Source organism: Streptomyces albiaxialis (assembly GCF_039530985.1).
GTDB lineage: Bacteria > Actinomycetota > Actinomycetes > Streptomycetales > Streptomycetaceae > Streptomyces > Streptomyces albiaxialis.
On sequence record NZ_BAAAPE010000001.1, the window covers coordinates 264,220 to 288,698 of the forward strand.

The following is a 24,479-nucleotide window of genomic DNA, read 5'->3' on the forward strand; positions in this document are numbered from 1 at the left end:
GCACCGACGGGGCCGATCCGTGCTGGAGCAACCATAGGCGGAGCCCCGGCGCGCCCGGACAGCGAGTCACCGACTCCACCCCTCCCCCAGGGATTCCGGCGGGTTTCTCCAGCGATCCACGGGACTCCTGAGGCGCCAAATTCAAGCGATGGTAAATTATTAGCTATCCAAACGAATTAGCGAACCGATGGCACCCGGCCAGAGGTTGGGCAGAGTCGGCCCCAGGGCGTTAAGAAACCGTTAGGAAGACATCAGGAGGCCGTCAGGAGAGTGCAGGACCGAAGGCATCGCAGGCCGACCCAAGGAGAGAAGCCCCCGGGAGAGAGGACCGTCCCCTGACCGTCGACAGCCTCAACCAACTACTGCTATTCAGCGCGCTCGTCCTGCTCGTCGCCGTCGCCGCCGTCCGGCTGTCCTCGCGCACCGGCCTGCCCAGCCTTCTCGTCTATCTGGGTATAGGCATCGCCATAGGGCAGGACGGCATCGGGTTCGGCTTCAGCGACGCGGAGCTGACCCAAGTTCTCGGATACGCCGCGCTCGTGGTCATCCTCGCCGAGGGTGGCCTGGGTACGAAGTGGCGTGACATCCGCCCGTCCGTCCCCGCGGCGGCCGTCCTGTCGACCTTCGGTGTCGGCGTGAGCGTCGCGGTCACGGCACTGGCCGCGCATTTCCTCGTAGGGCTCGACTGGCAGGCCGCGCTGCTGATGGGCGCCGTGGTCTCCTCGACGGACGCGGCGGCCGTCTTCTCCGTCCTGCGCAAGGTGCCCCTGCCCAGGCGCCTGTCCGGCGTCCTGGAGGCCGAGTCGGGGTTCAACGACGCCCCGGTCGTCCTCCTGGTCGTCACGTTCTCCGAGATGGGAAACGGCGGCCACGGGCCCTGGTACCTGCTGCTCGGAAAGATCGTGCTGGAGCTGGCCATCGGCCTGCTGGCCGGACTGGCCGTCGGCAAGCTCGGCGAGCTGGGCCTGCGGCACGTGGCGCTGCCCGCCTCCGGGCTGTACCCCATCGCCGTACTGGCACTGTGCGTCCTGGCGTACGCCGGAGGCGCACTGGCGCACGGCTCCGGATTCCTCGCCGTCTATGTCGCCGCGCTGATCCTGGGCAACGGGAAACTGCCCCACCGCCCCGCGGTCCGCGGTTTCGCGGACGGGATGGCGTGGATCGCCCAGATCGGCCTGTTCGTCCTCCTCGGCCTGTTGGTCACCCCGCACGAGCTGTGGAACGACGTCTGGCCCGGCATCGTGATCGGCCTGGCCCTCACCCTGCTGGCACGTCCCCTGTCCGTACTGCTGTGCCTTCAGCCGTTCAAGCTCCGCTGGCAGGAAAAGACGCTCCTGTCGTGGGCGGGGCTGCGCGGAGCGGTGCCCATCGTGCTGGCCACCATCCCGATGGTGGCCGACGTCGAGGGCAGCCAGCGGATCTTCAACATCGTCTTCGTCCTGGTCGTCATCTTCACCGTCGTCCAGGGACCGACCCTTCCCTGGCTGGCCCGCACCCTGCGGCTGGCCGACCCGGACGAGGCGGAGGACCTCGACATCGAATCGGCACCCCTGGAGCGGCTGCGCGGACATCTGCTGTCCGTCTCCATCCCGGGGTCCTCGAAGATGCACGGGGTCGAGGTGACCGAGCTGCGGCTGCCCACGGGCGCCGCGGTCACCCTCGTCGTACGGGGCGGCTCCAGCTTCGTCCCACTGCCCTCGACCGTGCTGCGCCGCGGGGACGAGCTGCTGGTCGTGGCGACCGACGAGGTACGGGACGCCGCCGAGCGGCGCCTGCTGGCCGTCGGAAGGGGCGGCAAGCTCGCCGGCTGGCTGGGCACCGGGGGCAGCACGGCGGTGTGGCACTGAGGGACGGGAAACGGAAGAGGAACGCGGCGACAAGGGAGGGAGAAAAGGGGAAGGAGGGGACGAGAGGGCTGGACGGCCGGTATCCTCGATGCGGAATACATCGCATCACCCCCAACTCTGCCTGAAGCAGAGCTGGCGCGACCGCACGGCGGCCACGGTCCGGCCCTCATCTCCTTTCCGGACCGGGTATCTACCCCGGTCCTGCGCGAGAGGACAGCTCTCGGCGCGCGCGTACCTCTCCCGTACGCCGACGCGTCACCAGGCGGCAGAAAGGCCCGCGGCCGTGACATCCCCGGCCACCTCGGCACCCCAGCGTGCCGGTTACGGACAACTGCTGCGCACGGAAGGCGCCTGGTCCTTCCTGCTGCCCGGTTTCCTGGCGCGACAGCCCTACGCGATGCTCACCATCAGCATCGTGCTGCTCGTCGAGCACACCACCGGCTCCTTCGGACTGGCGGGCGCGGTCTCCGCGACGGCCGGCGTCTCCATGGCCCTCCTGTCCCCGCAGGGCGGCAAGCTCGCCGACCGGTTCGGCCAGGCCGCCGTCCTGGTGCCCGGGGTCTTCCTGCACGCGGTGACCGTGGGCGCACTGATCGCCGTCGCGCTGCTGGACGCGCCCCTGTGGGCCCTCTTCGCCGCCGCCGTGCCCGCCGGTGCCACGGCGCCGCAGATCAGCCCCATGGTGCGGGCGCGATGGGCGGCGCGGCTGGAGCAGTCGCCGCTGATGACGACCGCCGCCGCGTTCGAGTCGGTCACGGACGAGTTCACGTTCGTCGTCGGCCCCGTACTGGCCACCGCGCTGTGCACCGGCGTGCACCCGGCCGCCGGGCTGATCGCCGAGGCGTCGGTCTTCCTGCTCGGCGGGCTCGCCTTCGCCGCCCAGCGCCGTACGCAGCCCGTGCCGAACGGCAAGCCGTCGAAGTCCGGCGGAGCCGACGGGCCGCGGACCTCGGCGCTGGCCGTCCCGGGCGTACGGGTGCTGATCGCGGCGATGCTCGGCATCGGCATGGTCTTCGGCGGCCTGCAGATCTCGCTGACCGCGTTCACCGAGTCGATCGGGCACCCGGGCCTCAACGGCCTGATGTACGGCGCGTTCGCCGGGGGCAACATGATCGCCGCCGTGATCGTGGGCGCCGTCCAGTGGAAGCGCGGACCGCAGAGCCGCCTGCTGACCAGCTACCCCGTGCTCGTCCTGGCCGCCGCCTCGCTCGCCGTGGCCGCGCAACTGGGACCGTGGGCGATACTCCTGGGCGCGCTCGGCACGCTGACCGGGCTGTGCGTCGCGCCCTGCATGATCACCTGCTTCACCCTGGTCGAGACGCTGGTCCCCGCGGGCGCCCGTACGGAGGCCTTCACCTGGCTGACCGGGGCTATCGCCCTGGGCCAGGCGGCGGGCTCGACGGTGGCCGGACAGCTCGCCGACCAGGTGGGCGCGGAGTCGGGATTCCTGGCGCCGGCGCTCGGCACGGGCCTCGCCCTGGCCGTCCTGCTGACCTTCAGAAGGGCGCTCTCGCGCCCGGCCGGGGGCCGGGTCGCGGCGCGTGGGGTCGGTCACCGGACGGCCGTCACGGTGGACTGAGGCGCGGGAATACTGCACTATGGAGCGTCGTTAGCACTCATCGAGTGAGAGTGCCAGGAGGAAGAACGTGCCGACGTATCAGTACCAGTGCACCGAGTGCGGCGAGGGCCTCGAAGTGGTGCAGAAGTTCACGGACGACTCTCTGACCGTGTGCCCGAACTGCGAGGGCCGTCTGAAGAAGGTCTTCTCCGCCGTCGGCATCGTCTTCAAGGGCTCCGGCTTCTACCGCAACGACAGCCGCAGCTCCTCGTCGAGCAGCACCCCGGCGGCGAAGAACGGGAGCGGTGACGGTTCGTCGTCCTCCTCGTCTTCCTCGTCCTCGGACTCCTCCTCGTCGTCCGGCTCCTCCTCGGACTCCAAGTCGTCCTCCTCGGACACGAAGTCCTCCGGCTCGTCCGGCAAGAGCGAGAAGAGCAAGTCCCCCTCGAAGGCGAGCACTTCCGCCGCCTGACGACGGCCGCCGTGTACCCCTGCGGCGCTCGCGCCGTAGGGTGACCGCATGAGCGAACAGGTCGCACAGGCAGAGATCGGCGTCATCGGCGGATCCGGCTTCTACTCCTTCCTGGACGATGTGGCCGAGGTCACCGTGGAAACGCCTTACGGGCAACCGAGCGACTCGCTCTTCCTCGGTGAGATCGCCGGCCGGCGGATCGCCTTCCTGCCCCGTCACGGCCGCCGCCACCACCTGTCGCCGCACCGCATCAACTACCGCGCCAACCTGTGGGCGCTGCGCTCCGTCGGGGTCCGGCAGGTCATCGCGCCCTGCGCCGTCGGCGGCCTCCAGCCGAAGTACGGCCCCGGGACGCTGCTCGTGCCGGACCAGCTCGTGGACCGCACCAAGTCGCGGCAGCAGACGTACTTCGACGGCGAGCCCCGTCCCGACGGAGCCGTGCCGAACATCGTCCACGTGACCTTCGCCGACCCGTACTGCGAGACGGGACGGCAGGCCTCGCTCAAGGCCGCGCGGGAGTACGGCTGGGAGCCCGTGGACGGCGGCACGATGTGCGTCGTCGAAGGGCCGCGCTTCTCCACCCGCGCCGAGTCCCGCTGGCACGCGGCGCAGGGCTGGGCCGTCGTCGGCATGACGGGCCACCCCGAGGCGATTCTCGCCCGCGAGCTTGAGCTGTGCTATTCGTCACTCGCGCTCGTGACGGACCTGGACGCGGGCGCCGAGACCGGCGAGGGCGTCTCCCACGAGGAGGTGCTGCGGGTCTTCGGCGAGAACGTGGGACGGCTGCGCGAGGTCCTCTTCGACGCGGTCACCAAGCTGCCGTCGAACGACGAGCGGCACTGTGCGTGTCCTGACGCGCTGGGCGGCCAGGAGCCAGGGCTCACGCTGCCGTAACGGCTCGCCCCCTCACCCTCCTCTCGCTCCCTCGCCCTCCTCTCGCTCCCTCCCTCTTCCCTTTTCCTCCCTTCCGCTCCTCGCGTCGCCCACACGGGTGACGGAGTTATCCACAACCACCGGGTAGTCCACCGTTTTCCGGCGAGATCAGCGGGATGTGGCGGCAGCGCGCACATTTGCCATGGCAGGCCGCGGTGAGCGGCAGTTGTGCGTGTGCTGAGGGCTGGTGGTGAGCGTCATGTCCCGAACTTCCCCGCGTTTCCGCGCGTCCGGGCCCGTTCCGGACTTCGTTCCGGTGCGTGCCGGGCGCGGAGGGATCCGGCTGCGGCGGCTGATGCGCAGACGGCGCCGGCTGGTCGCGCTGGGTCTGGCAGTCGCCGCAGCGGCCATGGCCGCCTCTCCCCCGACGCGTGGCGCGCCGCGGAGCGACGAGCAGGAGCCGCCGGAGCGAGCCCGGGGCCCACGCGTGACAAAGGTCACCGCGCCCGTGCGTATCGCGGACGCGGAGACAGTCCGCCTGCTGCGCCCCGGAGACCGTATTGATGTGCTGGCGAGCGGATCGGCGAGCGGCCCTGCACGTGTTGTGGCCAGAAGTGTCCGAGTGGCCGATGTGCCGAAGTCCGGCGACACTGTCTCGGGCGACGGAGCCGAGGGAGCGCTGATCGTGGTCACTGTGCCACGGCGCACGGCGTCGGCCCTCGCGGGCGCTGCCGCGGCATCCAGGCTGGCGGTGACGCTGTGCTGAGCCTTCGCGATCCCCTCATCCCTCGCCTCCTCCGGCGCGACCGGAGCGTCAGCAGAGTCAAGTGGTCCTGGAAGAGGCAATTCGGTGAGCAACCAGACAAGTGCCGAGAGCGAGCAGAAGGGCGTTCTGGCAGGGTTCAGAGAGTTCCTGATGCGGGGCAACGTGGTCGAACTGGCCGTTGCCGTCGTTGTCGGAACGGCGTTCAGCAAGATCGTCGACGCGATCGTCAAGGGATTCATCAACCCGCTCGTGGGCGCGATCGGCACCCAGGACCTGGACCAGTACCGTTCGTGCCTCAAGGGGCCCTGCGAGATCGATGCCGACGGCGAGGTGGCGAAGGGCGTCGCCCTCAACTGGGGCCCGGTGCTCAGCGCCACCCTGACGTTCGTGATCACGGCGGCGGTCGTCTACTTCCTCATGATCCTGCCGATGAACAAGTACAAGGAGCGGCAGGCCGCGAAGGCCGGCCCCGCGGAGGTCCCGAAGACCGAGGTCGAGCTGCTCGGCGAGATCCGCGACGCGCTCGTCGCGCAGCGCACGGACTCGGACGGCGCCGCCGAGGTGGTGGGTGCCGACGCCTCCGTGACGGCGCAGCGCAACGGTGGAGTGAGCACCGAGAAGTAGCGCGAGCGAGGCGGGGGAGGCGGGCACGGTGCGGGCGGGCACGTTACGGGCGGGCTGGAGGTCCGTGGTGGCCCCGGGGCTGCCCGTCGTGGCTCCGAGTCGGCCCGTCGTGGGCGCGGGTGTGCGGCCGGGCGTGGGCTCAGATGTGGTGTGGCGGCTTCTCGTCGAGGAAGCGGGCGAGATCCGCCGCCCCGCCCTCCCCGGCACGGCTGCCGGACGCGCCCTCGCCCCAGCCTTGGTCCGAGTCGTCCTCGGACCGTCGGCTCAGCGGATCGTCGAAGACGAGGCCCGTCGCGGGGACGCGCGGCGAGTCTCCCGTGGGGCCGCTGGGCTGCGAGTTGGCGCTCATGTGTCAAGGGTACGACCGCGGCGGTGACCCCCTGGTATCCATGCCCCATGGATACTCACGACGGTTGCGGCGTTCACGACGCCCTCACGGATGTACGCGGCTTGCGTGTGGGCCACGCGCAGCGGACCGACGACGGCTGGCTGACGGGGACGACGGTCGTGCTCGCCCCGGACGCCGGGGTCGTGGCCGGAGTGGACTCCCGGGGCGGCGCCCCGGGGACGCGGGAGACGGACGCCCTCGACCCGAAGAACGTCGTGGAGCGGATCCACGCGGTCGTCCTCACCGGCGGCAGCGCGTTCGGCCTGGACTCGGCGTCGGGCGTGATGGCCTGGCTGGAGGAGCAGGGGCGGGGCGTTCCGGTGGGCGCGGACCCGTCTCAGGTGGTGCCGGTGGTCCCGGCCGCGGTGATCTTCGACCTGGGGCGGGGTGGGCGCTGGCAGGCCCGGCCGGACGCGGCGCTGGGCAGGAAGGCCGTGGAGGACGCGGCGGGTACGGAACCGGGCGCACCTGTGGCGGAGGGCTGTGTGGGCGCGGGGACGGGTGCTGTCGTCGGCGGGCTCAAGGGCGGGATCGGCACGGCGAGCACCCGGCTGGCCTCGGGCGCGGTCGTGGCGGCGCTGGTGGCGGTGAACGCGGCGGGTTCGGCCACGGACCCGGAGACCGGGGTGCTCTACGGAGAGCTGACGGGCGGACGCCCGCACTACCCCTCGGAGGACGAGCACACCGAAGCGCGGATGCTGCTCTCGGAGGCCAAGGAGGAGACCGCCAGGCGCAGGGCTGGCACGCTGCGGCCCACGCTGAACACGACTCTCGCGGTGCTCGCGACCGACGCCGAGCTGACCCGCCCCCAGGCGCAGCGCCTGGCGGGGAGCGGGCACGACGGGCTGGCGCGGGCGATCCGACCCATCCATCTGATGCACGACGGGGACACGATCTTCGCGTTGTCGACGGCGGAACGGCCGCTGGAGGGCGCGGAGTTCAACGACCTGCTGGCGGCGGGGGCGGACGTGCTGACCCGGTCCGTGGTGAAGGCCGTGCGGGCGGCGGAGGGCGTGGACGGGCCGGGCGGGGTCTTCCCGGCGTACCGGGATCTGTACGACAGCCCGTCGCCTCAGGACTGACGGTCTGCCCGGGACTGACGGTCCGCCCAGGGCTAACGGTCCGCCCAGGGCTGACTTTCCGTACGGGAGCCGTGCGGCAGCCTGGCCTCTCGCGGCTGGGAGCTCGCTCACAGATGGCCCCTGGGAGGTCGCGGGACCGGTCTCCCGTGTCACGGGCCACACCTCGTGGCGGATGTCTGTTTGTGCCCATCTCGGCGCCCGAACATGTTTACATACCCGGTTTCGAGTCGTAGCCTGCCGGAGGAACCACAGGATCGGGCATAGAACGGACCTGAAACCACATGTACGCACCGGAGCGTCAGCAAGCGATCCTCCGCCTCGCACGCGCGGAGGGCCGGGTGGACGTGCTCTCCCTGGCGGGAGAGTTCGACGTCACGGCCGAGACCGTGCGGCGTGACCTCAAGGCCCTCGACCGGGCGGGGCTCGTGCGCCGGGTGCACGGCGGGGCCATCCCGGCCGGGAAGCTCGACTTCGAGCCCGACCTGAGCGCGCGGGAGGCCGCCGCCAGCGACGAGAAGGACCGCATCGCCCGCGCCGCCATCGACGAGGTGCCGGCAGAGGGCAGCGTCCTGCTGGACGCGGGCTCCACCACCTCGCGGCTCGCCGCGGACCTGCCGGTGGACGCCACGCTGACGGTCGTCACGCACGCGCTGCCCACGGCCGCGCGGCTGGCCGACCATCCGGGGATCGAGCTGCACATCGTGGGCGGCCGGGTCCGGCACCGGACGAGGGCGGCCGTGGACGCGTGGGCGCTGCGGGCGTACGGGGAGGTCAACGCGGATGTCGTGTTCCTGGCCACCAACGGCTTCTCACTGGAGGGCGGGCTCACCACGCCCGACCTGGCGGAGGCCGCCGTCAAGCGCGCGCAGGTCGCCGCGGCACGCAGGGTCGTGCTGCTGGCGGACTCGACGAAGTTCGGGCAGGAGCACTTCGCGCGGTTCGGCGATCTGACGCACGTCGATCTGCTCATCACCGACACCGGGCTCGACGCGGAGGACGCGCGGGCCATCGAAGCCCTGGGGACCGAGGTCAAGCGCGTCTGACCGCCGCCGCATGTCCGATGCGCGCGGCTCGGTCCAGCCCGCTCCCCTCCCCTCCCCGCTCCCTCTCCCCCGTCCCTCCGTCCCTTGCTCCCGCTCCCCTGCTTCCCCCGTCCCCTCCCACGTTTCCGCTCCCGTTCCCCCTCCCCCGCACGTCTGGAACAGCACGCCGTATGACAGTCCTCACGCTCACTCCCAACCCCAGCCTCGACCGTACGTACGAGATTCCAGGGCTCGGCCGGGGCGCGGTGCTTCGGGCCGCCGGTGACCGGGTCGATCCCGGCGGCAAGGGCGTCAACGTCTCGCGGGCGGTGGCGGCCGCCGGGCACCGGACCGTGGCCGTGCTGCCGCTCGGCGGGCCGGAGGGCGCGTCGCTCTCCCGCCTGCTCGGCGAACTGGGAATCGCCGTGGCCGGTGTGCCGGTGCGGGGCTCGACGCGGGTCAATGTCGCCCTCGCGGAGCCCGACGGCACACTCACCAAGGTCAACGCGGCGGGCCCCGAGGTGAGCGAGCACGAGTCGCGGGCGCTGCTGGAGACCGTCGCCGTCGAGGCCGCCAGGGCGCGGTCCGGGGAGCGGGGAGCGACCTGGCTCGCCTGCTGCGGGAGCCTGCCGCGCGGTCTGGCCGACGAGTGGTACGCGGCGCTGGTGGCGCGGGCGCGGGAGGCCGGGGTGCGGGTGGCGCTCGACAGTTCGGGGCCCGCGCTGGCCGCGGCGCTGGCCGAACGGCCCGACGTGGTGAAGCCGAACGCGGAGGAGCTGGCGGAGGTCGTCGGCCGTCCGCTGGACACCGTGGGCGACGCGGTCAAGGCCGCGGAGGAGGTGCGCGCGGCGGGTGCGGGCGCGGTGCTGGCCAGCCTCGGTGCGACGGGACAGTTGCTGGTGAACGCCGACGGGGCGCGGTTCGCCAGCGCCCCCGTCGAGGTCGTGCGCAGCGATGTCGGCGCGGGCGATGCCTCGCTCGCGGGCTTTCTCACGGTGCTGGCCTCGGGCGGGACCGGTTCCGAGGCGTTGGCGTCGGCCGTCGCGCACGGGGCCGCCGCCGTGCAGCTCCCTGGCAGTCAGATGCCGGTGCCCGGGGATCTGCGGCCCGAGGCGGTGACCGTGACCACGGACGTTCCCGTCGATCTTCCGCTCGCGCTTCCTCCGGCACCTGCCTCGGCCCCCGTCCCCTCCGGGCCGACCCCCGCTCTCCCCCACCCCCTGTCCCACAACGCCAACGGAGTCGTGTGATGAGCCAGTTGATCACGGCGGACCTGGTCGATCTCGGCCTGAGAGCCGCTACGAAGGACGAGGCGGCGCGTTCGCTCGCCGAGCGGATGGTCGCGTCGGGCCGGGTCACCGACCTGGAGGGGTTCCTCTCCGACGTGGCCGCGCGCGAGGCGCAGATGCCGACTGGGCTGGAGGGCGGGATCGGCATTCCGCACTGCCGCAGCGCCCATGTCACGGAGCCGACGCTGGCGTTCGGGCGCGCGGCCGAGCCGGTGGACTTCGGCGCCCCCGACGGTCCGGCCGACCTCGTCTTCCTGATCGCCGCGCCGGACGGCGCCGACAGCGACCATCTGACCATCCTGTCCTCGCTGGCACGGCACCTGATGGACGAGACGTTCACGGGAGAGCTGCGCGCGGCCGGGGACGCGGAGCACGTCGCGGCCCTGCTGCGGGGCGATGTCCGGGCCGGGGACCGGCCGGGCGACGCCACTCCGGATTCCGGCCCCGATTCCGGATCCGGATCCAACTCTGGCTCCGGACCCGTCTCCGACTCCGGCCCCGGCCCCGATTCCGAATCCGGATCCGATTCCGAGGGGGACGGTGGGGAGGGCGCGCGGGCCTTTCGGATTGTCGCCGTCACCTCCTGTCCGACCGGGATCGCGCACACCTATATGGCGGCTGAGTCCCTGGAGCGCGCGGCAGGGGAGGAAGAGCTGTCCGTGGAGATCGCGGTGGAGACGCAGGGCTCCGCCGGGTTCACCCGGATCGACCCCGCCGTGATCGCGGCGGCCGACGCCGTGGTGCTCGCCCATGACGTGGAGGTCAGGGAGAAGGAGCGGTTCGCGGGCAAGCCCACCGTCGACGTCGGCGTGAAGGCGGCGATCAACCGGCCGGCGGAACTGATCGCCGAGGCGCGGGACAAGGCCGAGCGCGGCGAGGTCTCCGACCCCGCGGGGGCGTCCGGCGCGTCAGGCGGTTCCGGTGGGTCCGGCGGGTCCCGTGGGTCCTCCCCCATGAGCAGGGCGGGTGAGGCCGGTGACGGGTTCGGGACGCGGCTGCGCACGTGGCTGATGACCGGCGTGAGCTACATGGTCCCGTTCGTCGCCGCGGGCGGTCTGCTCATCGCGCTCTCCTTCGCGCTCGGGGGCTACGAGATCGCCGACGCGAAGCCCGTAGCCGACCACTTCGTGTGGGGCGAGCTGGAGAGCTGGGCCGCGTTGCTGAACCAGATCGGGGGGCTCGCGTTCAGCTTCCTCGTCCCCGTTCTCGCCGGGTACATCGCCTACGGCATGGCCGACCGCCCCGGCCTCGTGCCCGGGTTCGTGGGCGGGGCCATCGCCGTGAAGATCGAGGCGGGCTTCCTCGGCGGCCTCGCCGCGGGACTTCTCGCGGGTGCGGTCGTGATGGCGATTCAGCGGGTGCGGATACCGCCGGTGCTGCGCGGCATCATGCCGGTGGTCGTCATTCCGTTGATCTCTTCGGCGGTGGTCGGCGCGCTGATGTTCGTCGTGATCGGCAAGCCGATCGCCACCGCGCAGAAGGCCATGACCGACTGGCTCGGCGGTCTGTCGGGGACCAACGCCGTGCTGCTGGGCCTGCTCATCGGCCTGATGATGTGCTTCGACCTCGGCGGCCCGGTCAACAAGGTGGCGTACGCCTTCGCCACCGGCGGCATCGCCAGTGCCGACCCCGGCAACGGGAGCCTGATGGTGATGGCCGCCGCGATGGGCGCGGGCATGGTCCCGCCGCTCGGCATGGCGCTGGCCACGACCGTGCGCGGCAGGCTCTTCGACAGGACGGAGCGGGAGAACGGAAAGGCGGCCTGGGTGCTGGGCGCCTCGTTCATCACGGAGGGCGCGATCCCCTTCGCCGCCGCCGACCCGCTGCGCGTCATACCCGCCTCGATGGCGGGCGGCGCCGTCACCGGTTCCCTGACGATGGCCTTCGGCAGCACGCTGCGGGCCCCGCACGGCGGCGTCTTCGTGGTGCCGCTGATCGGTTCGCCGCTGCTGTACCTGGTCGCCGTCGCGGCCGGGACGGTGGTCACGGCCGCCCTCACGGTGCTGCTGAAGAGTGCGCGGAAGGCGCCCGGGCGGCCGGGATCGGGCCCCGGGCCGGGCTCCGGGTCGGAGTCCGGAGCCGAGCCCGGGGCGGATTCGGCCGCCGGTGCGGTCGAGGGCTCGGGCGGCGGCCGTTCCGCCAAGGGCGCCGGGGCGGCACCGGGCGACGGCTCCCGGGTTCCGGCCGCGACGTAGGCGGCGCCCGCTCCCGCCCCTCCCCCGCCGCTCCCGCGGCACGACCACCGCGTCGACGCCCGTACGGGACGCGTACGGGCGCCGACGCATGGGCCCGCACCGCATGTCTCCGTACGCACACGCCCGTACGCCACAGGCCCGTAGACACACATCCGTACGCACACGCCCGTACACACACATCCGTACGCACACGCCCGTACGCACACGCCCGTACGTGCGCTCGCGGACGGAAAGAGCCCCGGTGCTCGGGGGAGGGCACCGGGGCTCGTCTGTGGGGGCGGGTGGGGTCCCGCCCGGGGAAGGGCGGTTACGCCGCCTCGTCGAAGCCCGTGTCGTGGGCCATCTTCTTCAGCTCCAGCAGGGCGTGCTTCTCGATCTGGCGGATCCGCTCGCGGGTGAGGCCGTGCTGCTTGCCGACCTCGGTGAGGGTGCGCTCGCGGCCGTCCACCATCCCGTACCGCGCCTTGATGATGGAGGCGGTGCGGGGGTCCAGCCTGCCGATGAGGTCGTCCAGCTCCTCGCGGCGCAGCACGGTGAGCACCGACTGCTCCGGCGAGGCGGCCGAGGTGTCCTCCAGCAGGTCGCCGAACTGGGTCTCACCCTCGTCGTCCACCGACATGTTCAGGCTGACCGGGTCGCGGGCCCAGTCCAGGACGTCGGTGACGCGCTCCGGCGTGGAGCTCAGCTCGGCGGCGATCTCCTCGGGCTCGGGCTCGCGCCCGTTCTCCCGGTTGAACTCGCGCTGGACGCGGCGGATGCGGCCCAGCTCCTCCACGAGGTGGACGGGGAGCCGGATCGTGCGCGACTGGTCCGCGATGGAGCGGGTGATGGCCTGACGGATCCACCACGTCGCGTACGTGGAGAACTTGAAGCCCTTGGTGTAGTCGAACTTCTCCACCGCGCGGACCAGGCCCGCGTTGCCCTCCTGGATCAGGTCGAGCAGCGGCAGGCCGCTTCGGGGATAGCGCCTGGCGACGGCGACCACGAGACGCAGGTTGGACCTGATGAAGACGTCCTTGGCGCGCTCGCCCTCGGCGACGACCGCCTCCAGCTCCTCGCGGCTGGCGGTGGCGCTGGGCGAGTCCTCCGCCACGGGCTCCTCCAGCCCGTCGAGTATCCGCCGGGCGTAGACGCCTGCCTCTATCGCGAGCGAGAGCTCGACTTCCTTCGCCGCGTCGAGCAGCGGGGTGCGGGCGATCTCATCGAGATACATGCCGACCAGGTCGCGGTCCGCGACTTCGCTGCCTGCGGCGCGAACACTGCTTGCCGTGTCAGAGACACCGGTCGTGGTCTCATGACGACGGGCGACGGCACGGGTTGCCATGCGTGCTCCCTTGCGAGTGGTCTACAAAACTGGCCTGGTGGCTAGCCGGACACTCCCCGAGTGCCCTTCTTGCATAGATGTCAACGGCCGGAATCCGGACAGAATTCCCAACTCGTTCATCATTTTTCGGATCATGCAGTACCCTGTGCGACCACCCGAGTGGGAAGACGGTGACAGACCGCGCTAAGACGCTGGTCGGAGCGGCATCAAGCCCGTCATGGGCGCCTCACAGCCGTCGGCTGCCCCCCTTGGCCGCCTTTCACCTTTGTAGACGGTTCATGCCCCGCGTTGGTTGCGCGAGCAAGAGAACGACCCCTGCCGGGGCAGGGGTCGTTCTCTTGTGCGTTACCGCGCCATCACCGTGAGTGGATCACCGCGAGTGGAACCCGGCGGAGATCACGGCGGGTGGATCAGTACGGATCAGTGCATCGCCACCAGCACCGGCTCGGCGTCCTCGACGCCGTCGCCCTCTTCGCCGTCGGCGCGGGCCGGGGCCTCGCCGCCCTGCGCCTTCGCGCTGATGAAGACGCCCGCGATCGCCGCGGAGACCAGCAGGATGCCGACCGCCCACCAGATCGCGGAGGTGTAGCCGTGCACCATCGCCTCCAGCTTCAGGAGCTGGCCGGCGGGCTTCGAGGTGACCTCGGCGATGTGGTCCTTCGCGTACGCCGTGGTGGCGCTCGCCGCGATGGTGTTCAGCAGCGCGGTGCCGATGGCGCCGCCGACCTGCTGCGAGGTGTTGACCATCGCGGAGGCCACGCCCGCGTCGCTGGGCCGCACGCCGTGCGTGGCCAGGGACATCGCGGGCATGAACGCCGTGCCCATACCCAGGCCGAGCAGCAGCAGCGCGGGCAGGATCAGCGCCGGGTAGGAGCTGTCGATCTCCAGCCGGGTGAGCAGCAGCATGCCCGCCGCGGCGACCACGAAGCCGGGCACCATCAGCATCCGCGGCGGCACGCGGGTCATCAGCCGGGCGCCGATCTGGGTCGAGCCGGTGATCATGCCCGCGATCATCGGAAGGAAGGCGAGACCGGTCTTGACCGGCGAGAAGTCCTTCACGATCTGGAGGTAGTACGTCAGGAAGAGGAACAGCCCGAACATCGCGATGACCGCGAGGCCCAGCGAGAGGTAGGCACCGCCCCTGTTCCGGTCGGTGACGACGCGCAGCGGCAGCAGCGGGGCCTTCACCTTGGCCTCGGTGAGCGCGAACGCGGCGAGCAGCACGACGGCCGCGACGAACATCGCGATGGTGCCGCCCTCGGACCAGCCCTCGCTCTCCGCGCGGGTGAAGCCGTAGACGAGCGCGACCAGGCCCAGGGTCGAGAGGACGACGCCGGGGATGTCGAGCGAGGAACGGTTCTTCGTGGCGGCGGGCTCGCGGATGACGAGGACGGCGCCGATCGCCGCGACCACGGCGAAGGGGATGTTCACGAAGAAGGTCCAGCGCCAGTCCATGTACTCGGTGAGCACGCCGCCGAGGATCAGGCCGACGGCGCCGCCGCCGCCCGCGATGGCGCCGTAGATACCGAAGGCCTTGGCGCGCTCCTTGCCGTCGGTGAACATCACCGCCAGCAGCGAGAGGGCCGCCGGGGCGAGCAGCGCGCCGAACGCGCCCTGGAGGGCACGGGCGCCGAGCAGCATCGCCTCGTTGGCCGCGGCGCCACCGAGCGCGGAGGCCGCGGCGAAGCCGACGAGTCCCGTGGTGAACGCGCGCTTGCGTCCCCACAGGTCGGATATGCGTCCGCCGAAGAGCAGCAGACCACCGAAGGCCAGGGCGTAAGCGGTGATCACCCACTGCCTGTTGGCGTCGGAGATGCCCAGGTCGGACTGGGCCGAGGGCAGCGCGATGTTCACGATGGTCGCGTCGAGCACGACCATGAGCTGGGCGATCGCGATGAAGGCGAGCGCCTTCCATCGTCTGGGGTCGAGTCCGGAGGCCGTACCGGCGGCCGCCGTGGCGGTGGATTCAGGCATGGGTGGGTCTACCTCACGGTGCGGTTCGGTAAAAAGTTGGTTATGTCCGCGCAAGAGGGGCGTCGTTGCCCCGGCGGTGGTCGGTAGGGATCAATGGGAGGTCTCGCGAGCCCGGTCGGCCTCGGCAGCAACACCAGAAACACCGGAAGCCGAGGTCGGCGCAACTGATATTCGAGGGGCATCACAGGCGCCGTCGGCGTCGGACGCCCCGGAGGTCATGGGGCTCGGAAGTGAAGACTCGGCGAAGAGCCGGGATTCATCGGTCGGCGCCGCCCGATCGGCGCCGGGCCCGCCATCTCACGTCACGTCGCATCACGTCACTGGGTCACGATCGGCAGTGCTGCTGCCGCAGATCCTCCAAGGTCGCGGGCTGACCGGGCAGTTCGGACTTCGCCGGGGCGCGCAGCCCGTCCAGATAGAGCCGCACATGGCGCTCGGCGAAGGGGGCGAGCCCCTGGGTGGCCACTCCCGGCAGCGGCCTGGTGAGCTGGCTGAGCGCGACGGTCACGTCGCCGACGCCGATGTCGGTACGGACCTCGCCCGCCTCCTGCGCCCGCTCCAGCAGCAGCCGCGTAAGGTCCTCGACGCGGGTGGCTGCCGCGTCGAGCGCCGGGTCGGCGCGGTCGAAGCGCTCGGAGATCATCGGGCAGAGCGCCCCGATGCGCTCCTCCGCTGCCCCGCGCACGTATCGACGGAGCGCCTCGAAGGGCGACTCCTCCTCTTCCATCGCCTCCCGGGCCCGCTCGGCGATCCGCTCGGTCACGGAGAGCACGACTCCGTGGACCAGGGCGTCGCGGTCGGGAAAGTGCCGGTAGACGGTCGCGTTCCCCACGCCGGCCGAGCGGGCTATCTCGTCCAGCGGGGCCTCGGGGCCGTGGACGACGAACGCCTCGCGCGCCGCGGCGAGGATCCGCTCGCGGTTACGGGCGGCATCGGCGCGCGACCTGGGCACGCTCGCGCCCGTCGCGTTCGCCGTACGTGTCGCGCTGCCCATGTCCCGCTCCTCAGGTCGCCTTCGTGGGTCTCGCTGCCAATCGGGGAATCACTCCCCGCTTCGTGGAGACGCCTTCGTAAACGGGGACGCGCTCCCCGGTTATTTCCCCTGAGCGATGTGACTCGCCTCACAGGCGCCTCACAGACGCCCACAGGCGCCTCACGGGCACGAACCGGTGCCCGCGCGCGTCCGGACCGCCACTGGACCAGACCGATGAAGGCCCGCGTGGCATCTGGCCCGGCACGGACCTCGCTGCGAGCATGTGCTGTCTTCCTACTGTCTTCTCCTACGCTTCGCCCACCCGTTGAGCCCTGTGAGACCAGCGAGCCCTGTGAGGAGCGCGTTCTGATGCAGCAGCACACCTCTCGTAGACGTGTCATCGCCACCGTGGCGGGAGCCGCGGCCGCGATGGGCGTCCCGGCCGCCGCCTCGGCCGGGACGCCGGGGTCCGGAAGCCCCGCGTCCGGCGACCGCGCGAGCCGGGCCTCCTACCGCCGCGCGACGAAGCTGGCCCGCTCCATGTCGCTGGAGGAAAAGGTCGGCCAGCTCTTCGTCGTCGAGATCTACGGGCAGGCCGCCGACACCGAGCACGCGAAGAACCGCGAGCTGTACGGGGTCGGCACGCCGGCCGAGATCGTCGCCAAGTACCGTCCGGGCGGCGTCATCTACTTCGACGCGCGCCGCGGCCCCGACAACGTGCGCGAGCCCCGGCAGATCGCCCGCCTCTCCAACGGCCTTCAGCGCGCCGCCCTGCACCCGCGCGGCGGCGGGGCCCGTATCCCGCTCCTGGTCTCCATCGACCAGGAGGGCGGCAGCGTCGTCTACCGGATGCTGGAGCCCGCCACCCAGCTCCCCGGCAACATGGCGCTCGCGGCCTCCCGTTCCGCGCACGACGTGCGCCGCTCCGCCGAGATCATCGGCACGGAGCTGGACGCCGTCGGCATCAACCAGAACTACGCGCCGTGCGCCGACGTGAACATCAACCCGGGCAACCCCGTCATCGGCGTGCGCTCCTTCGGCTCGGACACCCAGCTCTGCTCCGAACTGGTGTCCACGGCCGTACGCGGCTACCACCGGGGCGACGTCGCGAGCGCGGCCAAGCACTTCCCGGGCCACGGCGACACGGACGTCGACAGCCACACCGGGCTCCCCGAGATCACGCACACGCGGGAGGAGCTGGACCGCATCGACCTGCCGCCGTTCCGGGCGGCGATCAAGAACGGCGTCGACACGATCATGACCGCGCACATCGTGGTCCCCGCGCTCGACGCGACCAAGGTCCCGGCGACCATGTCGCGCCCGATCGTCACCGGACTGCTGCGCGAGGAGCTGGGCTTCGACGGGGTCATCGCGACGGACGCGCTGGACATGGGCGGCGCGACGGGCGACTTCCCGCCGGACGTCGCGCCCGTACGCGCGCTGCAGGCGGGCTGCGACCAGCTCGTCCTCGCGCCGAAGCTGGACACGGCGTTCGCAGCGGTGCTGAAGGCCGTCCGTTCGGGCGCGATCTCCGAGGACCGGCTGAACGCCTCCGTCGTCCGCGTCCTCGAACACAAGCTGCGCCGCGGCATCTTCACCTCCCCGTACGTGAACGAGGAGCGCGCCGTCCGCACGGTCGGCAACCGGCGCCATCTCGCGGACGCCCGGGCGATCACCGAGCGTACGGTCACCCTGATCCGGAACGAGGGCGGCGTCCTCCCGCTCGCCGACGGCGCGCACAAGGTGCTGGTCACCGGCTGGGGCCCGGCCCCCGTCGCCGCGCTCGCGAAGGCCGTGGCCGAACGTCCGGGCCAGCAGAGCACCGCGCTCGAAACGGGCGCCGTGCCGACCGCCGCCAAGATCGAGGCGGCCGCGGCGGCGGCCCGCGAGCACGACGTCGTCCTCGTCCTCGCCAACGCCGCCGCGGCGGCCAAGGAGGACGGCGCCGCGCAGGCCAAGCTCGTCGAGGCGCTGCGGGCCACCGGCACGAAGGTCGTCGCCGTCGCGGTCCGCAACCCGTACGACATCCGGCGCTTCCCCGGGATCCCGGCGTATCTGACGACGTACTCCTACGGCGCCCCGTCCATGGCCGCCGTCGCCCGCGCCGTCTACGGCGACGTCAACCCGTCCGGCAAGCTCCCCGTCGCCATCCCCAACCTGGAGGACCCGAACCGCGCGCTCTACCCGTACGGGCACGGGCTGCGCTACTGAGGACCGGGGCGGCCGCCGCGCTCAGTTCGCCGCCGCGCGGATCCTGCGCGGGGCGTCCAGGGCGCGGCTCGTCCATTCGACGAGGGCCGGGGGCTGGCCCGCGTCGTGGGGCGTGAGCCGGAGGGCGTAGTACACCTGCTCGACCGAGGGCGGGCCGACCGCGAGCATCCGCAGCGCCGCCTGCCGCCCGTCGGTCTGCCCGGTGCGGACGAGATACGCGGCGGCCATCGAGCCCGTACGCCCGACGCCCGCGCCGCAGTGCACGAACACCGGCCCGTCCGACTCCAGGACAACTCTCAGGAACGCGTTCGACTGGTCCGCCGTCGGCGTCTGGCCGTCCCGGACAGGGATACGGACCGTGCGCAGCCCCGCCTCCTCGGGCCCGGCGAGCTGGCGGGGCGTCAGGTCCTCGGCGCGCAGGTCGACCACGGTGACGACGCCGCGCGCGGCGAGTTCGCGGTATCCGGAGGGGCCGGGCGCCGAGCCGCGCCACAGGCCGTCGTCGACGCGCTGGAAGTGCCGGATCCCGGCGACCGTCTCGCCGTCCGTACGGCCGTCGTGCCGGGCCCAGAGGGAGAGCCCGAGCATCCCGAGCGCACCGGCGCCCCACAGCAGGGCGTAGCCGAGCACGCAGAAGCCGAGCACCTTGAGGGGCCTGCGGACGCGCGGCGGGAGGGGAGGGAGGCGGGGGAAGTGAGGGAAGCGGGATAAGGAGCGATGCGCTGGGGGCATGTCGCGGCGCCTCAGGAGAGGGAGCGGATACTGCCAGGGTAGGCGGACGGGCGCGCCGCGTCCCGGGTACGCCCGCGAATCCGCTCCCCCGTACGGGAGTTCGCGGCGTCAGCGGACCGCCTGGCCCTCCCCCAGCACGCGGGCCGTCGCCCGGTCCTGGCGTACGTCCGTCAGACAGCCGCGCAGCCGCATCAGATTGTGCGGGGAGAGTCCGGGGCGTACGACGCCGGCGTAGACGTTCCGTTCGAGACGGCTCAGCGGCGCGTGCTCCAGGCGGGCCGAGGTGGAGCCGCGGCACTGCTCCCACAGTCCCTGCGCGGCAAGGCGGACGGCGCTTGCGGCACCTCCACCTCCACCTCCACCTCCACCACCGCCTCCGCCTCCTCCGGCTTCCCCGGGGCGTGAGTCGTCTCCGCGCCGTACGTCGACGCGGAAGACCACCGTCGTGGCGGCCGTGCGCGCCGGGCGGTCCTCGTCGCGGGTCTGGGTGGCGTCCGCGAGCCGGTCGTACCCGAACGGCAGCAGCACGGCCGCGAGCGCGACCGCGAGCACGCCGCCCACGAACCGCCGGGGGTTCCGCGGGGCGACGGCGGGACGGTCCTCCAGCCGTACGGCCTGCGCGTCGGCGGGCAGCGGCGGCGCCGTCAGGCCCACCAGCCGCCCGGCGAGGCGGCGGTCGGCGCCGCGTCCCGTCGCGTGGGCGATCTTCTGGACGACCCAGGCGATGCCGGACAGCGCCGCCCCCGCGACGACGAGCACGGGCACGAACACGTACGTACGCTCCCCCGTACGCTCCCCCTTGCCGCCTCCGTCCTCCGGCCCGGCGAGCGCGTTCAGCCAGGCGAAGGGGCCCGTGGGGCGGCCGTCGGGCACGCCGGACTCCGATTCCCTGGCGCCGTCGAGGCGGTGCCGGACGTCGGCGTACGGGTCGTGACCGGCCCGGCCCTCCCTCAGCTCCGCGACGTGCCGCTCCAGCCGGTCGAGGCGCAGCAGCAGGACCGTGCAGACGAGCACGCCCTCGATGGCGAGCAGCAGCGTCCCGGAGAGCAGGGCGCGCTGCCACTCCCAGCGATAGAGGTAGACGACGAGATAGACGGCCGCGCCCGCGGCGGCGGCGAAGCCGAGGAGGAGGCTGAGGTACTTCACGGCACGCCCACCGTCTCGGCCGGGGGCGGGTTCTGGGCCGGTGGCGGGGTCTCCTTCGTGGCCCCGGGGGCGGGGGGCGTCGGGGCCACGACAGCGGGCTCCGCGACCGTGTTCGTGTCCGTGTCCGTGTTCGTGTCCGCCCTCGGGGCAAGGATCTCGACCGTGCCCGCGCTCCCGTCCACGGATACCCGTGTGCCGGGCAGGAACCGTTCCCTCGCGCCGGGCACGCCGACGACGGTCGGTACGCCGTGCTCCCGGGCGAGCACCGCGAGATGCGAGAGCGGGCTGCCCGTCTCGGCGACCAGCCCGGCGAGCCGGGGCAGCACGGCGGCGAGCGCGGGGTCGAGCGTTCGTACGACGAGCACGGCACGCTCCGGCGGTTCCCCTCCCGCTCCGTCCCATACGGCTCCCGCTCCGTCCCATACGGTCCCGACGCCGGTGCCCCCGCCCGCTCCCTCGCCCGCGCTCTCGGCGCCGCCCACGCCGTCGCCCCCGGCCGTACGGACGCGCTCCGCGACCGGCCGCCCCTCCGCCAGCCGGAACGCGGCGGGCAGCGGCGGCGTCCACGGGCGCGGCGCGCGGGCCTCGAAACCGTCGGGGAGTGTGCCCGTACGGGCACACTCCAGCAGTTCGTCCCAGCGCAGCAGCGCGAGCCGCGCGGGGTCGTCGAGCACGCCGTCCGCGTACAGCCGCGCGGCCAGCTCCCGTGCCATGACGGCCTGCATCTCCTGCACCCACCGCACGCGCAGCCGCAGCGCCTCCCGCGCGGGCAGCGCGCCGACCCCGCGCGGCACGCCGGTCCACCGGGACGGCCCGCCGGTCCCGAGGGGAAGTCCGGCCGCCACCGCCCCGTCGTCCCCCAGCGACGGCGGTACGAGCGAGAGGAGCACCGGGTTCCGTACGAGCAGCGTGCGGTCGTCGAGGCCGCGCCGCCGTCCCTCCGCGAGCACGGCGAGGGCCTCGGAGGCGCCGGTCACGCCGTTGCCGGGGCCGAGCAGGGCGCCCGCGAGGGACTCCTGCGCGTGCAGCGCGGACAGCGCGGACCGGCCCCAGGCGAGCGCCGTCAGGAGCAGGCCGCCGGGCATCCGCGCGGGCGGCGCGAACGCGGCGAGCTGCCGGTCGGTGTCGGCGGTCAGGTCCGTCGCGAGCCCGGGCAGCGCGGCGCGCAGCCGTCCGACCCGCCAGGCGGCGCGGGCACGGCGGAAGCCGGGCGCGGGGTTCACGAGGTCGAGGACGGGGTGCGGGTGCGGCGCGACGCCGAGCAGCCGCAGGTCGGCGGCGGCCCGCCCGTCGACGGTCGTGACCGGCGGCACCGTGCGCAGCGTACGGCGGGGCGCGGCACCGGCGATGTCGAGCGCGAGCGTGAGCCCGTGCGCCATGGGCGCGACCCACAGGTCCTCCTCCAGCGGCTGGAGGGGCTGCGGGAACGTCTCCGCGACGGGCCCCGGCCCCCGCAGCCGCGCGCCGCGCGGCACCGGGGGTGCCGCGGCGGTGACGGGCCGGGACTGGAGGAGCCACAGCGTGCCGTCCCGGCCGAACCCGAATTCCATGTCCTGCGGCCCGTCGAACAGCTCCCGGGTGCGCCGCGCGAGCCGCGCCAGCCGCCAGAGCTGGGCTCGCCGCAGGGGGCCAGGCTCGTCCTTCGGGCACGCGACGACGCGTCCGCGCGGGGTGAGTTTGTAGAGCGCCCCGCGTACGCTCCCGGCGACGAGCCGGTCGGGGCCGCCCCGTACGGCGCTCACCAGCACCCGGTCGGTCCGGCCGCCGACGGGGTCCACGCCGAACACGACGCCGCCCGCCGCCGCGCGCAGCATGGGCTGCACGAGCACGGCGCCCTCGCGCCCCTCCCCGGAGGCGAAGACGGTCCCGACGGCGCGGAGGAACTCCTCCCACCCCCGCACGTCCAGCACGGTCTCGAACTGCCCCGCCATCGACGAGGCGGCCGTGTCCTCCCCCGCGAACGACGACCGTACGACCACGGGCCGCGTCCCGCCCCGGCTCACCTCGCGCCAGGCCGCGCGCAGCACGCCCCCGCCCTCAGCGCGGGGCAGCCGCCGCGGCAGCACGGCGAACCCCGGCAGCACGGGCAGCCCGGCCGCGGCCGAGCGCGCGAGCGCGGCGGCCTTCGCCCCGGTCAGCCCCGGATCCACCGCGCGCCGGTCCCTGAGCGACACGACGGACAACAGGTCAGGTTCCACGCCGGCCCCCTTCCGCCCGTACGGCGGCACAGGGGACACATCACCCCCTACGCGGCCCTACCCGGACGTCTCCAGCATCGAGGACGCTCCGCGTACCCTCCGGGTTGACCGCCGGGCTACCCTCCGGGGCGACGGCCGGGCACCCTCCGGGGCGGCCGCCGCGCGTATCGGAGCGACCACCCCGCGCATTCCCTCGCTCATACGCAACCTGTGACCCTGTCGGCGGCGTCACGAAGTGACAAGTGCGACAGCAACCCAGCGCAGCACGCGCAGCCAGCAAGGGATTGATCCGACGTGGTGAACCAGATGGAAAGCGACAGTGACGAGCGAGCCCCCAAGCCTCCGGAGCCCATAGAGCCCAAGGAGCTGTCGGAGGGCGCCAAGCCCGCCGACCCCGAGGACCAGGGGGAGGACGAGAAGCCGCTGGGGTCGAAGGCGCCGGAGTTCATCAAGCGCTCCCGGACGCTGCACCTCGGCTGGCAGGCCGGGGTCTTCCTGGTCGGCCTCGCCATCGTCGTCGCCGGGATCATCATGCTGCCGCTGCCGGGGCCCGGCTGGCTGGTGATCTTCGCGGGCATGGCGGTCTGGGCCACCGAGTTCATCTGGGCCCAGCTCGTCCTGCGCTGGACGAAGCGCAAGGTCACCGAGGCCGCCCAGCGCGCCCTGGACCCGCGCGTACGCCGCCGGAACATCGCTCTGACCACGGTCGGCCTCGTGATCTGCGGCGCACTGCTGTCGGCGTACCTGTGGAAGTACGGCCTCGTCATGCCCTGGGGCATCGACCGCTGAGCCGCCGCGTCCACGGGGACTCCCCCAACTCCCCCAGATCCCCCTTAAGCACCGCAACCGGCCGCCACCACACCGCACTTGAGAGCCGCGACGGGCACCCACCGCCCGTCGCGGCACTTTTGTGCCCAATTCGGGCCGCGAGCACAGGAGTTGTGATCCACCTCACACGATCCGGGGTAGCCGAGCTTCGTCACTAAATGACACGCTGTCATTTAGTGACGCATCGACATCAGTGTCGGCACCACCGCACGGCAATCCCGAAGGAGCTGATCACCATGAACTCCACGCACCCCCAGCAGACGGCGGACGACGGGCAGCAGGCCCCGGCGGCAGGCGGGCGCCCGAAGCGGCCGACGACCCTCGAACAGATCGGCGGCACCAAGGGGCTCGTCTACTCCGCGATCCCCGTCGTCGCGTTCGTCCTCGTCAACAACGCCCGCGGGCTGAGGTCCGCGGTCATCGCCGCCTTCGCCGTCGCGCTGGGCATCGGCGTGGAGCGGCTGTGGCGCAAGGAGTCGCTCCAGCCCGCGCTCGGCGGCGTGTTCGGCGTCGCGGTCGCCGCCGGCGTCTCCTGGTACACGGGTTCCGCCAAGGACTACTTCCTCATCGGCATCTGGGCGAGCCTGGGCGGCGCCGTCCTCTTCCTCCTCTCCGTGGCCGCCCGTTGGCCCCTCGCGGGGGTGATCTGGAACTCGGCCACGGGCAAGGGCACCCTCTGGCGCGCGGACAAGCGCTCGCGCTTCTACTACGACGTCGCCACCCTGACCCTGGCCGCGGTCTTCGGCGCCCGCTTCGTCGTCCAGTACGCGCTCTACGAGTCCGACGACGTCAACTCGCTCGGCATGGCCAAGATCCTGATGGGCTACCCGCTGCTGGGCCTCGCGCTCCTGGTCGTCGCCTGGGCCGCCCGCTGCTCGAACAGGCGCCTGAAGGCCGTAGGCCTGCTGCCCACCGGCCCCGCCACCGGGACCGCCACCGGGACCGGCGCCGGTCCCGCTGCCCGCTCCTGACGGGCC

Annotated in this window: 19 protein-coding genes; 12 read left to right on the forward strand and 7 right to left on the reverse strand. The window is 72.6% G+C overall.

Translation table 11 applies throughout. The features are described 5' to 3' along the window. Nucleotides 1–335: 335 nt before the first annotated feature. The 5 genes from ABD343_RS01210 to mscL all read left to right on the forward strand — a co-directional run bounded on the left by ABD343_RS01210 (nucleotide 336) and on the right by mscL (nucleotide 6,140). Entirely contained in the window at nucleotides 336–1,847 is a 1,512-nt protein-coding gene (locus ABD343_RS01210; protein WP_344524322.1) for a potassium/proton antiporter, read from the forward strand. Between the two features lie 283 nt (nucleotides 1,848–2,130). After that, complete coding sequence (locus ABD343_RS01215) at nucleotides 2,131–3,426, forward strand: MFS transporter (RefSeq protein WP_344522996.1); 1,296 nt, start codon at nucleotides 2,131–2,133, stop codon at nucleotides 3,424–3,426. 67 nt (nucleotides 3,427–3,493) lie between these two features. Beyond that, the gene (locus tag ABD343_RS01220; RefSeq protein ID WP_344522998.1) at nucleotides 3,494–3,877 is read left to right on the forward strand and encodes an FmdB family zinc ribbon protein; all 384 of its coding nucleotides are present in this window, start codon (nucleotides 3,494–3,496) and stop codon (nucleotides 3,875–3,877) included. 48 nt (nucleotides 3,878–3,925) lie between these two features. Then, nucleotides 3,926–4,771, forward strand: coding sequence for an S-methyl-5'-thioadenosine phosphorylase (locus tag ABD343_RS01225; RefSeq protein ID WP_344523000.1), 846 nt, complete (start codon nucleotides 3,926–3,928; stop codon nucleotides 4,769–4,771). A gap of 829 nt (nucleotides 4,772–5,600) precedes the next feature. Then, the gene (gene mscL / locus ABD343_RS01230) at nucleotides 5,601–6,140 is read left to right on the forward strand and encodes a large conductance mechanosensitive channel protein MscL (protein WP_344523001.1); all 540 of its coding nucleotides are present in this window, start codon (nucleotides 5,601–5,603) and stop codon (nucleotides 6,138–6,140) included. A 139-nt stretch (nucleotides 6,141–6,279) separates the two neighbouring features. Here mscL and ABD343_RS01235 read toward each other — a convergent pair whose 3' ends face one another. Next, nucleotides 6,280–6,489, reverse strand: a complete 210-nt coding sequence (locus tag ABD343_RS01235) for a hypothetical protein (protein ID WP_344523003.1) — start codon at nucleotides 6,487–6,489, stop codon at nucleotides 6,280–6,282. A gap of 47 nt (nucleotides 6,490–6,536) precedes the next feature. Here ABD343_RS01235 and ABD343_RS01240 point away from each other — a divergent pair, with 47 nt between their 5' ends. From ABD343_RS01240 to ABD343_RS01255, 4 genes are all read left to right on the forward strand, one after another. Continuing rightward, a complete protein-coding gene (locus tag ABD343_RS01240) occupies nucleotides 6,537–7,610 on the forward strand; it encodes a P1 family peptidase (RefSeq protein ID WP_344523005.1) in 1,074 nt (357 codons plus the stop codon). Nucleotides 7,611–7,891: 281 nt separating this feature from the next. Further along, a complete protein-coding gene (locus ABD343_RS01245) occupies nucleotides 7,892–8,653 on the forward strand; it encodes a DeoR/GlpR family DNA-binding transcription regulator (protein WP_344523007.1) in 762 nt (253 codons plus the stop codon). A 170-nt stretch (nucleotides 8,654–8,823) separates the two neighbouring features. Beyond that, nucleotides 8,824–9,882 carry a 1-phosphofructokinase gene (gene pfkB, locus ABD343_RS01250; protein ID WP_344523009.1) on the forward strand — a complete coding sequence of 353 codons (1,059 nt, stop codon included), beginning with the start codon at nucleotides 8,824–8,826 and terminating at the stop codon, nucleotides 9,880–9,882. Further along, nucleotides 9,882–12,116 (forward strand): PTS fructose transporter subunit IIABC, encoded by a 2,235-nt coding sequence (locus ABD343_RS01255; protein ID WP_344523011.1) that lies wholly within the window; start codon nucleotides 9,882–9,884, stop codon nucleotides 12,114–12,116. Before pfkB ends, ABD343_RS01255 begins: the two co-directional genes overlap by 1 nt. 307 nt (nucleotides 12,117–12,423) lie before the next feature. Here the strand turns inward: ABD343_RS01255 and ABD343_RS01260 are convergent, their stop codons facing one another. From ABD343_RS01260 to ABD343_RS01270, 3 genes are all read right to left on the reverse strand, one after another. Beyond that, nucleotides 12,424–13,440 carry a sigma-70 family RNA polymerase sigma factor gene (locus ABD343_RS01260; protein ID WP_344523013.1) on the reverse strand — a complete coding sequence of 339 codons (1,017 nt, stop codon included), beginning with the start codon at nucleotides 13,438–13,440 and terminating at the stop codon, nucleotides 12,424–12,426. 420 nt (nucleotides 13,441–13,860) lie between these two features. Continuing rightward, complete coding sequence (locus ABD343_RS01265) at nucleotides 13,861–15,414, reverse strand: MFS transporter (protein ID WP_344523015.1); 1,554 nt, start codon at nucleotides 15,412–15,414, stop codon at nucleotides 13,861–13,863. Nucleotides 15,415–15,739: 325 nt separating this feature from the next. Beyond that, nucleotides 15,740–16,408: a TetR/AcrR family transcriptional regulator gene (locus ABD343_RS01270; RefSeq protein WP_344523017.1), complete on the reverse strand. Its 669-nt coding sequence runs from the start codon at nucleotides 16,406–16,408 to the stop codon at nucleotides 15,740–15,742. A gap of 348 nt (nucleotides 16,409–16,756) precedes the next feature. Here ABD343_RS01270 and ABD343_RS01275 point away from each other — a divergent pair, with 348 nt between their 5' ends. Then, nucleotides 16,757–18,598, forward strand: a complete 1,842-nt coding sequence (locus ABD343_RS01275) for a glycoside hydrolase family 3 protein (RefSeq protein WP_344523019.1) — start codon at nucleotides 16,757–16,759, stop codon at nucleotides 18,596–18,598. A 21-nt stretch (nucleotides 18,599–18,619) separates the two neighbouring features. Here ABD343_RS01275 and ABD343_RS01280 read toward each other — a convergent pair whose 3' ends face one another. The 3 genes from ABD343_RS01280 to ABD343_RS01290 all read right to left on the reverse strand — a co-directional run bounded on the left by ABD343_RS01280 (nucleotide 18,620) and on the right by ABD343_RS01290 (nucleotide 22,674). After that, nucleotides 18,620–19,330 carry a protein tyrosine phosphatase family protein gene (locus tag ABD343_RS01280; protein ID WP_344523021.1) on the reverse strand — a complete coding sequence of 237 codons (711 nt, stop codon included), beginning with the start codon at nucleotides 19,328–19,330 and terminating at the stop codon, nucleotides 18,620–18,622. 108 nt (nucleotides 19,331–19,438) lie between these two features. Next, entirely contained in the window at nucleotides 19,439–20,476 is a 1,038-nt protein-coding gene (locus ABD343_RS01285; protein ID WP_344523023.1) for a hypothetical protein, read from the reverse strand. Further along, nucleotides 20,473–22,674, reverse strand: a complete 2,202-nt coding sequence (locus ABD343_RS01290; RefSeq protein WP_344523025.1) for a PEP/pyruvate-binding domain-containing protein — start codon at nucleotides 22,672–22,674, stop codon at nucleotides 20,473–20,475. The genes ABD343_RS01285 and ABD343_RS01290 overlap by 4 nt, the downstream gene beginning before the upstream one ends. A 306-nt stretch (nucleotides 22,675–22,980) precedes the next feature. Between ABD343_RS01290 and ABD343_RS01295 the strand changes: the two genes are divergently transcribed. Both ABD343_RS01295 and ABD343_RS01300 read left to right on the forward strand, forming a co-directional pair. Further along, nucleotides 22,981–23,463: a TIGR02611 family protein gene (locus ABD343_RS01295; RefSeq protein ID WP_344523027.1), complete on the forward strand. Its 483-nt coding sequence runs from the start codon at nucleotides 22,981–22,983 to the stop codon at nucleotides 23,461–23,463. Nucleotides 23,464–23,738: 275 nt separating this feature from the next. Continuing rightward, on the forward strand, nucleotides 23,739–24,473 hold the full coding sequence (locus ABD343_RS01300) for a DUF3159 domain-containing protein (protein ID WP_344523029.1): 735 nt from the start codon (nucleotides 23,739–23,741) through the stop codon (nucleotides 24,471–24,473). Nucleotides 24,474–24,479 lie beyond the last annotated feature (6 nt).